Here is a 16,945-nt window from a genome sequence, read left to right as displayed (position 1 = left end):
TTTATTTTCTTGTAAATCGAATAATACGCTCTGTTACATTTCCTGCTTCATCTTCCACCGTAAGTTTTAATTCATGATCGCCAATAGGACAATACTCATCTGTCTTGTAACGAAACACCGGGCCAAGCCCTGCAAACATTAACCATTGTCCATCGAGCTCTGCACGAAAACTATAGATTGCTTTTTTATTATCAGCAACAGTAACAGTAATAGGCGAACCCGCAACTAGTGTTCCTCCATCAGCAACACCTGCAACTGTAAGTGTTGGTGCTATCTCATCAACCTCTAACCAAAACTCGCCAAAGTCACGACTCTTTGCTTCGTACCAACCTTTTACCAATGTTGCACGCTCCACAACCATTTTACCTTTTGTATTGTGGATCATGATAACTCTGTTTCGTGCACTTGTCGGAATTTCTTTGTTAGGCTTAATACGAAACATCATGGAATCGTGCACAGGTATTGTTGGCGAATGCATCACATGAATGTTTGAATAAGCTGTTGCACTTGTTTTATAGTTGTACACAAAACGGAAAGCATCATAAAAACTTTTTTCACTGCTCACCATCTGCACATCGCCTTGTTCAAATATGTTGATCTGGTTGGGCAGCATGTAGCGACTGTCTTTTTGCACGTTTGCTGCAGCAGAAGTCCATGCCGAACGTTTTAATTTAAACTGAACAGTTGATGCATTGCTGTTGGCATCTTTCACTACAATCTTTACTTCGTGTACAGCAGTATCACTCAAATGAATGAGGCCATCGCCTTTTTTATAGTAGATCGGTAACCGATCGCCGGGCAAAGGAGAAATATGTTGATAGTACGATCCGCCGTTTGCTTTAATACGGTAATCGATATGTGCGTTTAAATAACGTGTTTGCAAATAGTCAATCCCATCAACACGAAAACCACTTACAGCTTCTTCATCAACATAAACCACTGCTTCAAAAATTCCGTTGCTGTTGGGTACACCTGTTACACGATCGGTTGCAACAACAGCAAATGAAACTGCTTCGCTGTTAACAGTAATTGTTCCGCCGGCAACAGCATACCCACCTGCTGCCCGTGTAAGCATCATTGTTTTTGGTGTTTGTTCATACGTACTTTTTGTACGATCGTATACTGCAAGCTTGGTAATATCGGGTGGCGTAACATCGTGTATGCGGTGAAACAACAATGCATTTAAACAGGCATCATCATCGGTGCGGCGGATTTCATAATGCACATGCGGACCAGCAGACGCACCTGTGTTTCCGCTATATGCAAGGAGCTCTCCTTTCTTAACCGGGAATTGATTTTTTGCAAACTCCACATCACCCTTCCAGCTTTCTTTTACATACTGTCCTTCTTTCATAGCCTGCAACACTTTTGTTGGAAATGTATTCATGTGGCAATACAAAGTGGTATAGCCATTGGCATGGTTTACATAAATAGCATTACCAAAACCATTGGGATCAACTTTTACTTTAGCGATCCATCCATCGGCAGGAACATACACCGGCAAATTTTCTCTGCGAAGTGTAAACAGATCCAAGCCCATGTGAAAATGATTGGGACGCATTTCGCCAAAATTGGCATTCAGCTTTAACGGAATATCCAACGGATAACGGAAGTAATTGGTTGGATAGTTTTGCTCGGGAAAAAGCTGAGCAGTTGCAACATGAAAAATGAAAAATGAAAAACAAGAAAGGAGAAAGTGTTTGAGCATGCGACAAAAATAGGAAGATGAACGAAAGTGTTTGCCCCCTACAGACGATGCAGTATTAACAATGGGTTGCAGATTGTGAATAACAATTGCCTGTTTCAATTTGTCGGCCTGCTACTTTTATACAACATGTATTTTCTGCTTTTTCTTTATCGCTTAAATATGTCGTTTGAAGCAATAGCCGCATCCCTTGTTACTGTGCTTCTTTTTGTTGGGATTGATGAACACAGAAAAAGAAAGAAAAAAAGAGAAGATGATAAATGACGCCTGTTTACTCGTTCCGTTAGTTTTGCAGTCACCCTTTGGATGAACGGGCAAAAGGTTGCTCAAAAATGAAGAGCAACCTGACCATCCCCTCTTGGGAGGGGCAGCAACATGTTACACATAGGACAGATCTTTGGGGTGGGTCTTTTGATGGCTTTACTGTTGTACAAGAGTGCGACGCCAATGCTGTTCAACAGTATTCCTAACGACCGTTACCAAAAAACCTTGAAAATCGGTTGAAATTTCACGCTCAGGTTAACGCTCAATCCAATACTTTTGCAGCCAAATTCTCCCCATGCCAAAAGATAATTCGATAACCAGTGTGCTGATAGTAGGCAGCGGCCCCATTGTGATTGGCCAGGCCTGTGAGTTTGATTATTCGGGTTCGCAAGCAGCCCGCAGCCTTCGTGAAGAAGGGATTGAAGTGATTCTGATCAACAGTAACCCCGCCACCATCATGACCGACCCGATGATGGCTGATCGTGTATATCTCCTGCCTCTTACGGTTGAAAGTATTGAACAGATCCTGGAAGAAAATCCACAGATCAATGCGGTTTTGCCTACCATGGGTGGACAAACAGCCCTCAATCTTTGTAAAGAAGCGGATGAGCTGGGTGTTTGGGAAAAATTCAACGTGCAAATGATTGGCGTGGATGTGAAGGCGATCGATACTGCTGAAGACAGGGAGAAATTCCGCCAGCTAATGATCCAGATCGGTATTGGCGTGGCACCTTCAAAGGTGGCCAACTCGTTGCTTGAGGGTAAAGAATTTGCACAGGAAATTGGTGTGCCGTTGGTGATCCGTCCTTCGTTTACGCTGGGTGGTACCGGTGGTGGTTTTGTGAATACGAAAGACGAACTGGATGCTGCTCTTGAAAGAGGGTTGCAGGCAAGTCCTATCCACGAAGTACTGGTTGAAAAAGCATTGCTTGGCTGGAAAGAATATGAATTGGAACTGTTACGTGATAAGAATGATAACGTAGTAATTATTTGTACGGTTGAGAACTTCGATCCTATGGGTGTGCATACCGGCGACAGTATTACTGTTGCGCCTGCCATGACCTTGAGCGATACAGCTTTCCAGAACATGCGTAACATGGCCATCAAAATGATGCGTAGCCTCGGCAACTTCGCCGGTGGTTGTAACGTACAGTTCGCTTTGAATCCTGAGAACGAAGACATCATTTCGGTTGAGATCAACCCACGTGTAAGCCGTTCATCTGCCTTGGCAAGTAAAGCAACCGGTTATCCTATTGCAAAAATTGCTGCGAAACTGGCGATTGGTTACACATTGGATGAATTGAAAAACCAGATCACGCAAACTACTTCTGCATACTTCGAGCCTGCATTGGATTATGTGATTGTAAAAATGCCTCGTTGGAACTTCGACAAGTTCAAAGGTGCTGATGACCGTTTGGGTTTACAGATGAAGAGTGTGGGTGAAGTGATGAGTATTGGTCGCAGCTTTACGGAAGCAGTACAAAAAGCTTGTCAGAGTTTAGAAAACAATGCAGTTGGTCTTGGCTACTACGGACAAAGTGTAAAACATGCAGAAGAGTTGATCGAATACATCAAGGTTCCGAAATGGGATCGCATTTTCCGTATTAAAGATGCGTTGATGGCGGGTGTGAGTGTGAAGACGATTGTTGAAGCAACCAAGATTGACCGTTGGTTCATTTACCAGATTCAGGATATTGTGAACATGGAAAAAGAACTGGCAAAGCATGATATGAAAACATTACCGGAAGCTTTGTTGCGTGAAGCAAAACGCATGGGCTTTGGTGATGAGCAAATCTGCCGCATTATGAAAGAAGATGCAAGCGAAGATGAGCTCTACGAAAAGCGTAAAGCTTGGGGTATTACCCGTGTGTACAAAATGGTAGATACCTGCAGCGCTGAATTTGAAGCGAAGACGCCGTATTTCTATTCGACTTTTGAATAACTAAGAGTTTAAAAAAGTGAAAAAGATAAAAAGAGCAGTGGTTTATTCCGCTGCTTTTTCTTTTCTGTGTATTCTGTGCTTCCGTGGCAAAAAATAGAGTCACAGATAACACGGATGTAACGGATGAGCACAGATTAAATCAGTTACAATTAGCATAAATCAGTGGCATCTGTGTATCTATTGTATTTATTTACAGCTATCACAAACTGTATTTATCTTACAGCACCATGATCAAAAACCTGAAAGCATTATTCTTTGGTTTGCTTGTAGCACTTGTGCTGTGTGAAATTGTGTTGCGTATTTATAACCCTTTCACCAATTTCACCAAACATGGAAAGTTAGTGTTACCAGCCAATCAGCAAACAGTGTTCGATAACCAATGGATCAAACAACTAGATGCAAAAATTGCTTACAGCAGAAATGCATTGGGTTTTCGTGGACCAATGCCAACCGATAGTATTTCAAAACTAAATTCGATCATCACGGTTGGTGGCAGCACAACTGAATGCAGATTTTTGAGCGACAGCACCACATGGCCTTTTTTGTTGGGCGAAGAATTGAAAGATTCCATTCCGGATGTATGGGTGAACAATGCCGGTATTGATGGGCATTCAAGCTTTGGGCATTTGTTGTTGATGAAGGAGTATATCATTCAACTGAAGCCGAAATATGTTGTACTACTCACCGGTGTAAACGACGTTGAAACAGAAAAGCCTGAACAGTTTGATTTGATGAATGAAAACAAATTGCAGTACAGTTCGGTAAAAGCATTTTTTAAATCATTGTTGAATAAAACCGAGATCGGTGCGACTGTTTTTCAACTGTACAATATCCGTTCGGCTTACAAAAAGGGTTTGATCCATAAGGATATTGACTTTACAACACTGAAGGATACAAGTTATACTCCGGTTTACATACAGGAAACAATTGCCAGGCAAAAGAATTATCTCAGTGGTTACCAATCAAGGTTGCAGGAGATTGTTACGCTCTGCAAAGCCAATCATATTCAACCTATCCTATTAACGCAACCGTCATTATATGGTGCGTTTAAAGACAGTGCAAGTGGCGTACAGATGGATCTGAAATTTCATGAAAGTAATCCCGGCAAAAACAATTTGTTGCAGGAACAGGTGTTGGAAGAGTATAACAATGTTGTCCGTTCATTCAGCAATCAAGCAACTGTTATTGACCTGGCGAAACAGATGCCGAAGAACACGGTTTATTACTACGATTTCATTCATTTTAATAAACAAGGAGCGGCGAAAGTTGCAGAGATAATAGAGTCACAGATAACACAGATGAAGCTGATTGGCACAGATTAAATCCCTTATCATCTGCCTAAATCAGTGTCATCCGTGTTTCTATCAAATCGCTTATTTTGCAGCCATGTACATTCTCGGCATCTCAGCCTTTTACCATGATTCTGCTGCTGCTATCCTGAAAAACGGTGAGATCATTGCCGCTGCACAGGAAGAGCGTTTTAGCCGAAAGAAACATGATGCCGGGTTTCCCGCCAAAGCAGTTGATTATTGTTTAAGAGAAGCAGGTATTTCTATTGATGAACTGGAAGCTGTTGTGTTTTACGATAAGCCTTTACTGAAATTCGAACGCTTGCTTGAAACCTATTACGCATTTGCACCAAAAGGTTTTGCATCTTTCTTAATGGCTATGCCTGTATGGTTAAATGAAAAATTGTTTCTCAAAAAACAGATTCGTGATGAGTTGAAGAAAATTCAACTCTACGATAAAAAGAAACTGAAGTTGTTGTTTCCTGAACATCATCTCAGCCATGCAGCGTCGGCATTTTATCCATCGCCTTTTGAAGATGCAGCGATACTCACCATTGATGGTGTGGGCGAATGGGCAACGACAACTATCTGCAAAGGCAAGGGGAAAAATATTGAAATATTAAAACAACTCAACTTCCCTCACTCTGTTGGCTTGTTATATTCTGCGTTTACTTACTACTTAGGTTTTAAAGTAAACAGCGGTGAATACAAGTTGATGGGGCTCGCTCCTTACGGCGATCCATCGGCAGAACAAACAAAACAATTTGTTTCCATCATTAAAGAGAAGCTGGTAAAAATTTATGATGACGGATCGGTGTATTTAGATCAGCAGTATTTCAATTATGCAGTTGGTCTGCGTATGGTAAAGGATAAAAAGTTTGAAACGCTGTTTGGTTTTAAACGAAGAACCGAAGAAGAAGAAGAACTCACACAACGGCATTGTAATCTAGCACTCGCTATTCAACAGGTAACCGAAGAAATTGTGTTGAAGCTTGCTGCACATGCAAAAGCAATTACGGGTGCAAAGAATATCTGTTTATCGGGTGGTGTGGCATTGAACTGTGTAGCAAATGGCAAACTGCAAAACAGTCATTTGTTTGAAAATATGTTCATTCAGCCTGCCAGTGGCGATGCCGGTGGCGCTGTTGGTGCCGCATTGGCAGCGCATCATATTTATTTTGAAAAAGAACGAAGCATTGCAACCGCAATGGATGCCATGAAAGGTTCGTATCTAGGCCCATCTTTTTCAGCTGAAGAAATTGAAACAGTTATTCAACAATACAAAGCCATTCCAACAACATTCACCACCAGAGATGAATTAAATAAAACAGTTGCAGCACATATCAGCAATGGAAATGTAATTGGTTGGTTCCAGGGCAGAATGGAGTTTGGTCCCCGTGCATTGGGCAACAGGAGTATTCTTGCCGATCCACGTAATCCTGAAATGCAGAAGAAACTAAATCTGAAGATCAAATACAGGGAAGGCTTTCGTCCCTTTGCCCCTGCTGTTCTTGCTGAAGATGTGCAGAATTATTTTGAGTTGAACACTGCATCACCGTATATGTTATTGGTACAACCGGTGAAGCAAACATTGCAGCATCCGGTCCCGGATAATTATCACCAATTGAATTTAACGGATAAGCTGTATTTCCAACGTAGCAGTTTGCCAGCTGTTACACATATTGATTATTCAGCTCGTGTACAAACAGTGCACAAGGAAATCAATCCTGCTTTTCATTCGCTCATCAGTGCATTTAAACAACATACAGATTGTGCAGTGTTGATCAACACCAGTTTCAATGTTCGTGGCGAACCGGTTGTTTGTACGCCGCAGGAAGCTTATCAATGTTTCATGCGTACCGAAATGGATTATCTTGTCATTGAAAATTATCTTTTCAGCAAAACCGATCAGCCGCAATGGAAAGAAAAAGATGATTGGAAGAAAACACTGAAGGCTGATTAACTTTGTAACAACTATGTTTGAATTCTTAAGAGACATGTGGGCCTTTTTAAAAGAGCGTAAAAAATGGTGGTTAGCACCAATCATCATTGTTATGTTATTACTGGGAGCCTTGCTTATTTTCGGTGGCAGTTCTGCTGCTGCACCTTTTATCTATTCACTTTTTTAATGAGGTGGAAACAAAAACATACTTCACTGCTAGTAATAGCCACCGGCTTTGCAATACTATTTTTGGTTTTTAAGAATTACTGGCTACTTGCGCCCGTTGCAATTTCAGTTCTTGGTTTTGCAATTTCTCCGTTTGGTGAAATAATTCATTGGGCCTGGTTGATGCTGGCCAAAGTATTGGGTTATATCAACAGCCGCATTCTATTATTTTTAATATTCTTTGTCATTCTCACACCTATCGCTTTTCTGCGCAAGCTTTTTGGCAAGAAAAACCTTCCCAACAACCACAGTATTAATTCTTACTTTCAAATTAGAAACAAACGATATCAAGCTTCTGATTTACAAAACCCTTGGTAGATACTTTTATTAAAATCTCACAAATTTTTACAAACTAAATTGCCGCTTGTTGATTGAAAAATCAATCATACCAATGAAAAGAATCAAACAACATTTTAATCCATGGGCAATCGCTTCGATCATTGTTTGTGGGTTATTATTCCTGTTGCAATTATTCTTCATTGAACGGTCGCAATGGACAGGCGATTACTGGGAACATAACGCTGTAATAAAAGAATTATCATTACATCTTCAACAACCTGGGCATCCAATTTTAAATGTTGATGTACCACATGCTTTTTTTTCGCCCTATTCTGTTTTTCTCGGTGCAATTATTTCACTAACCGGCATCCAGGTTTCTACGTTACTCAACTTAGCCATGATCGCTAACCTGTTGTTGTTTTTCTCAGCAGTTTACTTATTGGCAACCATGTTTATTTCTGAAAAGAAAGATCATGCAAAGGCTTTTTTATTGCTTCTTATTTTAACTCTTTTTTTCTGGGGATCACAAGCTCCTCTTTACAGCTCATTCTTTCATTTCAGTTCTTTTACACTTACGCTATCGTACCCATCAACATTTGCATTTATTTGTTCGGTATACGCTGCAGCTGTTTCAAAACAGTTACTGATAGTTTCTTCATCGGTCAGAAAAGAGCTTGCCTTAACTGTTGTCCTGAGTTGTTTGCTTTTTATCATTGGTCTCACACATCCTTTAACTGTTCTTTTCACTGGCTCACTTATCCTTTGTGTTTATCTGAGCATTTTACAGCAACAAAAATTCAATCAACAGTTCATTTTTAAAAAAACAACCTATCTCGTTGGAGCCGGAGCACTTGCACTTACTCTTGCAGGATTCTGGCCATATTATCCCTTCTTCTCACTTATTACCTATGCAGAAAGTGGAAATCAATTTCATTCCGACAGCCTGGTACTTTACCAACATATAGCCTGGAAAATATTTCCCGTTTTTTTATTGCCTGTTCTCGTTTTATTCACACAATCGCTGAACTGGAAAAAAGAATGGCCTTTATATGTCAGCCTGTTATTATTGTTATTGATTTACGCTGTTGGGTTTTATACAAAATCATACGGCTTAGGACGAATGCTTGCATTTGCTGTTATTGTAATTCATTTGTTGCTTGTAAAAAATTTATTGCTTATCAGAAAAGCCAAAGCAATTTGGTTTACATTAATTTTCATTCTCACGCTGCCATATCTTTTTCAAACAAAAAATATATTCCGGTCTCTTAATAATGAGAGAAGACAAATAGCTTCCGACTCAACTTCTTTTCAGCAAGCAGGTCATTCTGCAAAAGCGGATGCATTGTCCTTTCTTGAGCCGATTTTGGAAAAAAGATCATCTATCGTTTTAACAGATCTGCAAACGGGTCTCTTTATTCCTGCACTTGGAGGCAAGGTTGTAGCTGCAGTTTATCCTGTTTACTGGGTGAACGATGCTGATCAACGCAAAGAGCAGGTAACCCTTTTCTTTTCAAACAAAGCTTCACAACAGGATCGCTTGAATACTATTTATCAACATCGTCCGGATTATATTCTGCTCACACCCTCTACTTCTTACCTTTTTCCACGCCTCGCAGCATTTATTGAATCTGATCCTGTCGCTGTTAAGCAAGGAATAAGCCTCTACCAGGTCAAGACATATCATTAACAGGCATCCCGCTCATGCCTGTTAGTTTTTTCGTCAAATTTTGCCCGAAAAAATCCCTGAAAATTTTTGCCACACCCCTACCTTTGCACCGCAATGGCAAATACGATCCTTCACAACGAATCCATTCCATCTCAACGTAAAAAAATTATTGTTCTCGGTAGTGGTCCCAACCGAATCGGTCAGGGTATTGAATTTGATTACTGCTGCGTACATGGTCTGCTCGCCATCAAAGAATGTGGCTACGAGGCGATCATGGTGAACTGTAACCCCGAAACCGTAAGTACCGACTTCGATATGGCCGATAAGCTGTATTTCGAGCCGGTTAACTGGGAACATCTCTGGGAAATTATTGAACTGGAACAACCTTATGGTGTTATCGTTCAGTTGGGTGGACAAACAGCCCTTAAACTGGCAAAACGTCTGCACGAAAAAGGAATCCGCATCATCGGTTCTTCGTTCGACAGTATGGATATTGCCGAAGACCGTGGCCGTTTCAGCGATCTGTTGAAAGAACTCGAGATTCCTTATCCAAAATATGGTACGGCTTATACTACCGATGATGCTATTGAAGTGGCAAAAGAAGTAGGTTATCCGGTGCTTGTTCGCCCCAGCTATGTATTGGGGGGTCAAAGGATGCGAATTGTTATCAACGAAACAGAATTGGAAAGTGCAGTATTGAGTCTCATCAAACACCTGCCCGGTAATAAGATCCTCATTGATCACTTCCTCGATCGCTGCCAGGAAGCTGAAATTGATGCTATCTACGATGGTGAAAATTTCCACGTAATGGGTGTAATGGAACATATTGAACCGGCCGGTATTCACAGTGGCGATAGTCATGCGGTGTTGCCTGAGTTCAACCTCACGCCCATGATCGTTGCAACCATGGAAGAGTATGCAAAGAAGATTGCGAAAGCATTGAAAATACAAGGTCTCATCAACATCCAGTTTGCCATTAAAGATGGTAAAGTGTTTGTGATCGAAGCCAACCCACGTGCAAGCCGTACCACACCGTTCATTGCAAAAGCATACCAGATCCCTTACCTCAACGTTGCTACCAAAGTAATGATGGGTGTAAACAAACTCACCGATTTCACATTCGAGAAAAAGCTTACCGGTTATGCTATTAAAGAACCTGTGTTCAGCTTCAGCAAATTCCCGAATGTAAACAAAGAGCTCGGGCCAGAAATGAAGAGTACCGGTGAAGCCATCCGCTTTATTAAAAATCTCCGTGATCCTTACTTCCGTCAGTTGTATAAAGACAGAAGTATGTATCTCAGTAAATAAATTTCGAACTCCGCACTTGTTGCGGAGTTTTTTTTGGTCGGTACGGCCCTTAGGCCGTCAGACCATTTATTTGCCGGAAAGGCGGGAAGCCGGTAAGTTTTTCTTTTCGCCTCCCCGTCTTTCCGGCATGTTATTTTTTTGATACCAGCTCTTGCATTTCATAGCATTAACTGTTGCGTCGCACTCTTGTACTGCATTGCAGGTAGCGACTATTCTTCTTAACTTAGAAAGATGAACAAAGAAGTACAATCCATCATCACCAATCTCGAACGGGTATTAAGCGGTCAGCCCTGGTATGGCGAAGCCGTTATGCCGATGCTGCGGAAAATTCATCCGGCTGTTGTGTACATCAACCCCAAAAACTCACATGCAGCCATTGAAATATTATACCACATGATCACATGGGCTGAGTTCTGTTTAAATCGGGTGCAAAACAAAAAGGACTACGATCTCAAAGAAGCAGAACAAATGGATTGGCGCATCATTGATCCTAAACAACATACTTGGGAAAAAGGCTTGAACGAGTTTGAACAAATACACAAACAACTCGTTGCGGAACTGCAAACAAAGGATGATGCCTTCCTGAGTGAAATGGTTGATTACCGTGAATACAATTTTCGTTTCCTGCTCAACGGATTGATACAGCATAATATTTACCATCTCGGGCAAATTGCATTTCTTAAAAATCTGTTGGGCGAATAAGATGGCTCACAGATTACACAGAGAAACACAGATTCTTTCTGTGCAAATCAGTGTGCTCCGTGAGCAACTCTTTCCAACTAAAAAGGGTTAAATCCCCCTGTTACATCGAAGCTCTTGTTTCTATTTTGATAGAAACAGCAACCCATGATCCCCATCTGGAAAAACATTCCCTATCTCAGGGTTTTACTTCCACTTATTGCCGGCATTTTATGCGGTTGGTATTTTTCATTGCATTGGCAGGTTGCTGTAATAGCAGCTATCGTTGCACTTCCTGTCTATCTCTATTTACAATTCAGTGGTGAACGAAGCAAGTATTACAACAGTTGGATCAATGGAGTTGCGTTCAACATAATTTTCATTGCGTTTGGCATTGCACTCAGTTGGTTAAAACAAACACCACATCAATCGAACTGGGCCGGGCATTATTACAAAGATGGCGATGTGGTGCAACTTCGTTTACTGGAACCCTTAAGCGAACGGGAAAAAACATACAAAGCACTCAGCGAAATAACTGTTGTTTATCGCAATCAAAAAGCAAGAAAAGTAACGGGCAAAGCAATGATCTATTTCCGCAAGGATAGCATTGCCCCTGTTTTGCAATACGGCGACATCATTCTTGTAAGCAGCAACTTGCAGGAAATAAAAAATGCAGGCAATCCCGGTGGCTTCGATTACAAGCGCTACGCCTTATTCAACGGTATCACCCATCAGTTCTTTGTAAAATCAAGCGAGTACAAAAAACTACCGCAGCAACAAACATCCTTCTTCTACAAAACAATGTTTCAACTGCGTAGTTATATTCTGCAAACCATACGCAAGCATGTAAAAGGCGATATGGAACAAAGCATCGCCGAAGCATTACTCATCGGTTATCGTGATGATCTTGACAGAGACCTGGTGCAGGCATACAGTAACACCGGCGTGGTTCACATCATTGCAGTAAGTGGTATGCATCTCGGGTTGATCTACGGTTTACTCATGTTCCTGTTCAAACGGTTTAACCGTAACAAGCGAATGAAAATTATAAGAGCTATTCTTGTCATTGCATTGCTTTGGTTGTTCAGTTTGTTAACAGGTGCCAGTGCATCTGTATTAAGAGCTGTGATCATGTTTACGGTAATTGTTGGTGCCGAAGTGATCGACCGAAAAGGAAATATTTACAACAGCATGGCGGCATCGGCTGTTGCATTATTGTTCTTCAATCCGTTTCTGTTGTGGGATGTAGGTTTTCAATTATCCTACGCTGCGGTATTAAGCATTGTCCTCTTCATGAAACCGATCTATCATTGGATTGCCATTCAAAACAAATCACTCGATTGGCTTTGGAAGTTGAATGCTCTAACGCTATCAGCACAAATACTCACATTGCCGTTGTGCATGTATCATTTTCACCAGGCACCAACGCTGTTTCTTATCACCAATCTTATTGCAGTACCACTTTCAAGTTTGGTTTTGTTTGCCTTGATCTTCTTAATGATCATCTCTCCCATAACAATACTTGCAAACGCAACCGGTTGGCTTATCACAAAACTACTCTGGCTCATGAATCAATTTATTTTATGGGCCGATCATTTTCGCTTTGCCGTTATTGATGGTATTCAACATTCACCCATTCAAACCATCTTGCTTTATGCTATCATCGCAACTGCAGGTATCTGGCTTATCGAAAAAAATAAACCAGCATTGCGTTGGTTGCTTGGCAGTATCGTTTGCTTTTTTGCTGTGCAATCGTTCTATCGTTACCAAACTATACAACAACAAAAGCTGGTCGTTTATAATTTATCGCAACACACAGCAATCGATTTTATGTTGGGCAATCAATATTATTTCGCTGGTGATTCTGTTTTACTGCAGGATGGTTTTCTACGCAACTTCCATCTTAAACCTTCCCGCATTGCACACCGCACCTATCATCAGCCCAATACGGTTATTCCCGGCATCCGTTCATGGCAACTCAATGGCAAAACCATCGTGCACATCAACCGCTCTTACCGTTACGATTCAACAACAAACATCAATGCCGATGTGGTCATCATCTCCCAAAATCCAAAACTTTATCTCAATCAATTGCAAAAAACGATCAACTGTAAGTTATTGGTGTTCGACAGTTCAAACCCGCAATGGAAGCTGAAATACTGGAAAGCCGACTGCCAAAAGCTGGGCATTAACTTTTTCTGCACAAGTGAGCAGGGCGCTTTTGTGATGAACCTGTAGAGGCTTACCTTTGCGGCTTCTAAAACAGAACGCCACCTCTGTGGCAAAAAATTCTCTCCTTGTTATGAAGAAAATTCAATCGGCACTCATCTCAGTTTTTTACAAAGACGGACTTGATTCATTGGTAAAGCTCCTGCACGAGCAAAATGTAACCATTTATTCTACCGGCGGTACACAGCAATTTATTGAGCAACTTGGTGTGCCTGTAGTGCCTGTTGAAAATTTAACCAGCTACCCTTCTATTTTGGGTGGTCGTGTAAAGACATTGCATCCTTCGGTATTCGGTGGCATTCTCGGCAAGCGTGATGATGAACAGCATTTAGCTGAAATGAAGCAATACAATATTCCTGAAATGGATCTGGTGATCGTTGATCTTTATCCGTTTGAAGAAACCGTTGCTTCAACTACCGATGAAAAAGCGATCATTGAAAAAATTGATATCGGCGGACCATCGATGATCCGTGCCGGTGCAAAAAATCATAAAGATGTTGTGGTATTGGCAGCGAAAAAAGAATATGCTGTATTGGAAAATATCCTGCGTGAACAAAATGGTGAAACAAGTTATGAGCAACGTCGTGCATTTGCCATCAAAGCATTTGATGTGTGTACAGCTTACGATACTGCCATCTCTAATTACTTCCACCAATCGGCTGTTGAAACGCCTTTCAACAAAGAAGAAAAGATCATGCGTTATGGTGAGAACCCTCATCAGACTGCACGTTTCTTCGGCAACCTTGGTGAATTGTTCGACCAATTAAATGGTAAAGAACTTTCTTATAATAATCTGGTTGATGTGGATGCAGCGGTGCAACTCATCAAAGAATTTACAGATACAACTTTTGCTATCATCAAACATACCAATGTATGTGGTGTAGCACAACGTGCAACGGTGAAAGACAGTTGGGATACTGCTCTCGCAGGTGATAATGAAAGTGCATTTGGTGGTGTATTGGTTTGCAATGGCGAAATTGATAAAGCAACTGCAGATGCCATCAACGAAATTTTCTTTGAAGTATTGATCGCTCCTTCTTATGCTGCTGATGCATTGGAAGTATTGAAATCGAAAAAGAACCGCATCTTATTACAGTTGAAAGCACAACCAAAAGTAAAAGAGCAATATAAATCTATTTTGAATGGTGTGTTGGTGCAGGGATTAGATGAAGGCAATTACACCGAGTGGAAAGAAGCTGGTGACAGAGAAACAACTGCGGCCGAGAAAGAAGATCTTGCTTTTGCCAACCTTGTGTGCAAACATTTAAAATCAAATGCCATTGCATTGGTGAAGAACAAACAACTGGTGGGCAAAGGTTGCGGACAAACAAGCCGTATCGATTCATTGCGTCAGTCAGTTGAAAAAGCAAAACAATTCAACTTCGATCTCAATGGAGCAGTCATGGCGAGTGATGCTTTCTTCCCGTTCAATGATTGTGTGCAGTTAGGACATGCAGCAGGTATTGTTGCATTTATTCAGCCTGGTGGTTCTATCCGTGATAATGATTCGATCGAATATTGCAAGCAGAACGATCTTGCAATGGTGATCACCGGCATGCGACATTTTAAACACTAAAGGATAACTGGAAAATTGATAATGAATAATTCAAAGGGGCATTATCAATTTTCCATTATTCAATTATCAATTCATACATGCGCAAACCCCAATTCAACAAAGCACTCGACGTTTCAACAGATGCAATCAAAAGCCTGTCTGTCTTTAATCCTTTAACCATTCGCAAAAAAGGAACAAGGGCAAAAGCATTGTTTGCATTGGCAGTTGTGTGTGTGTTGTGGGGTACTACATGGATCGCATCGAAAGTGGGTGTGCAACATATGTCGTCTGCTATTCAGTTATCGGGTATGCGACAGTTACTCGGCGGTTTGTGTTACATGATCTTTTTTATTGCTAAAGGCGCACAGTTTCCGAGAGGAAAAGAATTAGTACCTCTGCTCATTTTAGCCCTACTCAATTTTGTACTCAGCAACGGATTAAGCACATGGGGATTGAAATATATCTCTTCCGGTCTTGGTGCAATCATGGGCGCTATCTTTCCATTGTGGATCGTGATCATTAACCTGTTTGGTTCGAAGGAAAAAATTCCTTCAATGGCTATCCTTGGTTTAATGACCGGGTTTGGTGGTGTATGCGTTATCTTTTACGAGCACCTGCATGACTTCTTTGATCCGGGTTTTCGTTTTGGTATTCTTATATCACTTGTTGCCACATGGACATGGGCTTTCGGTTCGCTCTACACAAAAAAACAAGCGGCCAATTTCAATCCCTATTTCGGATTAGGTTTCCAAATGGTGATTGCCGGTGCTGCATTGCTTGCAGTTTCTGCAACCGATAAAAATTTTACCCCTTTTACTGAAATTAAATGGCAGGCATGGGCCGCTATCGGTTATCTTGTTTTGTTTGGTTCGGTGATCGCATTCATCTGTTATCTCTACGCATTGCAAAATCTACCGACAGAACAAGCCAGTATTTATGCTTATGTAAATCCTGTTGTGGCAGTGTTGTTTGGTGTATTGCTGTTTGATGAAAAGATTTCGGTTACACTTACTATCGGTGGATTGGTAGCGTTGCTGGGTGTTTATCTTGTGAACAAAGCGTATAAGAAAACGGCTGAAGAGCAGCGTGATGTTGCCGATAATTAATCCTGTTATCTTTACTGCATGGCCGAAGAAAAAATCAGTCTCAACAAATACATCAGTGCAACAGGTTATTGCTCACGCCGTGAAGCAGATAAACTGATCGAGCAGGGTCGGGTTTCGATTAATGAAAACGTTGCGTTGTCCGGTGCAAGAGTAAACCCAGGCGATAAAGTGTTTATTGATGATGAATTGCTGAAAGTAAAACCAACAGCTAAGAATAACTGGTTCATCATGGCCTTTAATAAACCTGTGAATATTACCTCTACAACAGATGAAAAAGACCGCAGCAATATCATCCGTTATATCAATCATCCCAAACGCATTTTCCCAATAGGACGATTGGATAAAGATTCAGAAGGATTGATCTTCTTAACCAACAATGGTGATATTGTAAATAAAATTCTTCGTGCAGGTAACGAACACGAAAAAGAATACATTGTTACAGTTGATAAAAAACTCACCACTGATTTTGCAGCGAAGATGAGTAAAGGTGTGCATATACTCGGCACAACCACACTTCCCTGTAAAGTGCGTACCATCAGCAGCAAAACATTTTCCATTATTCTTACACAGGGATTGAACCGCCAGATCCGTCGTATGTGCGAAGTATTCGGTTACGAAGTGGTGAGCTTAAAACGCATCCGCATCATGCATATTAAGTTGGGCAATCTTGCAATGGGTAAATGGCGTTACTTAAGTGAACCTGAAATGCAGGAGATGATGAAGATGCTGGATGGTTCGAGGAATGAGCAATAAGAAA

General features: G+C 41.1%; 13 protein-coding genes. 12 read left to right on the top strand and 1 reads right to left on the bottom strand.

Going from position 1 to position 16,945, the window contains the following annotated elements:
* Window position 1: 1 nt before the first annotated feature.
* Window positions 2-1,708, bottom strand: coding sequence for a peptidoglycan DD-metalloendopeptidase family protein (locus ESA94_RS12305; protein WP_129131206.1), 1,707 nt, complete (start codon window positions 1,706-1,708; stop codon window positions 2-4).
* Window positions 1,709-2,264: 556 nt separating this feature from the next.
* On the opposite strand from ESA94_RS12305, the gene carB reads away from it, so the two are divergent.
* The 12 genes from carB (at window position 2,265) to rluF (ending at window position 16,941) form a co-directional block, all read left to right on the top strand.
* Window positions 2,265-3,911, top strand: coding sequence for a carbamoyl-phosphate synthase large subunit (gene carB, locus ESA94_RS12300; RefSeq protein WP_129131205.1), 1,647 nt, complete (start codon window positions 2,265-2,267; stop codon window positions 3,909-3,911).
* Window positions 3,912-4,138: 227 nt separating this feature from the next.
* Window positions 4,139-5,233, top strand: a complete 1,095-nt coding sequence (locus ESA94_RS12295; protein ID WP_129131204.1) for an SGNH/GDSL hydrolase family protein — start codon at window positions 4,139-4,141, stop codon at window positions 5,231-5,233.
* A gap of 64 nt (window positions 5,234-5,297) precedes the next feature.
* Complete coding sequence (locus tag ESA94_RS12290) at window positions 5,298-7,163, top strand: carbamoyltransferase family protein (protein WP_129131203.1); 1,866 nt, start codon at window positions 5,298-5,300, stop codon at window positions 7,161-7,163.
* A gap of 13 nt (window positions 7,164-7,176) precedes the next feature.
* A complete protein-coding gene (locus ESA94_RS21445) occupies window positions 7,177-7,329 on the top strand; it encodes a DUF5989 family protein (protein ID WP_164972725.1) in 153 nt (50 codons plus the stop codon).
* A complete protein-coding gene (locus ESA94_RS12285; RefSeq protein ID WP_129131202.1) occupies window positions 7,329-7,685 on the top strand; it encodes an SxtJ family membrane protein in 357 nt (118 codons plus the stop codon). Before ESA94_RS21445 ends, ESA94_RS12285 begins: the two co-directional genes overlap by 1 nt.
* Window positions 7,686-7,758: 73 nt before the next feature.
* Entirely contained in the window at window positions 7,759-9,333 is a 1,575-nt protein-coding gene (locus tag ESA94_RS12280; protein WP_129131201.1) for a hypothetical protein, read from the top strand.
* A gap of 93 nt (window positions 9,334-9,426) precedes the next feature.
* A complete protein-coding gene (locus ESA94_RS12275; RefSeq protein ID WP_129131200.1) occupies window positions 9,427-10,620 on the top strand; it encodes a carbamoyl phosphate synthase preATP-grasp domain-containing protein in 1,194 nt (397 codons plus the stop codon).
* 231 nt (window positions 10,621-10,851) lie between these two features.
* On the top strand, window positions 10,852-11,322 hold the full coding sequence (locus ESA94_RS12270) for a DinB family protein (RefSeq protein ID WP_129131199.1): 471 nt from the start codon (window positions 10,852-10,854) through the stop codon (window positions 11,320-11,322).
* Window positions 11,323-11,466: 144 nt separating this feature from the next.
* Complete coding sequence (locus ESA94_RS12265) at window positions 11,467-13,536, top strand: ComEC/Rec2 family competence protein (protein WP_129131198.1); 2,070 nt, start codon at window positions 11,467-11,469, stop codon at window positions 13,534-13,536.
* A gap of 64 nt (window positions 13,537-13,600) precedes the next feature.
* Window positions 13,601-15,103, top strand: coding sequence for a bifunctional phosphoribosylaminoimidazolecarboxamide formyltransferase/IMP cyclohydrolase (purH, locus tag ESA94_RS12260; protein WP_129131197.1), 1,503 nt, complete (start codon window positions 13,601-13,603; stop codon window positions 15,101-15,103).
* Between the two features lie 77 nt (window positions 15,104-15,180).
* Window positions 15,181-16,188 carry a DMT family transporter gene (locus tag ESA94_RS12255; RefSeq protein ID WP_129131196.1) on the top strand — a complete coding sequence of 336 codons (1,008 nt, stop codon included), beginning with the start codon at window positions 15,181-15,183 and terminating at the stop codon, window positions 16,186-16,188.
* A gap of 18 nt (window positions 16,189-16,206) precedes the next feature.
* Window positions 16,207-16,941 (top strand): 23S rRNA pseudouridine(2604) synthase RluF, encoded by a 735-nt coding sequence (gene rluF, locus ESA94_RS12250; protein WP_129131195.1) that lies wholly within the window; start codon window positions 16,207-16,209, stop codon window positions 16,939-16,941.
* Window positions 16,942-16,945 lie beyond the last annotated feature (4 nt).

The sequence above is a fragment of the Lacibacter luteus genome (assembly GCF_004118265.1).
GTDB lineage: Bacteria > Bacteroidota > Bacteroidia > Chitinophagales > Chitinophagaceae > Lacibacter > Lacibacter luteus.
This window is presented reverse-complemented; position numbering and strand designations above follow the sequence as displayed.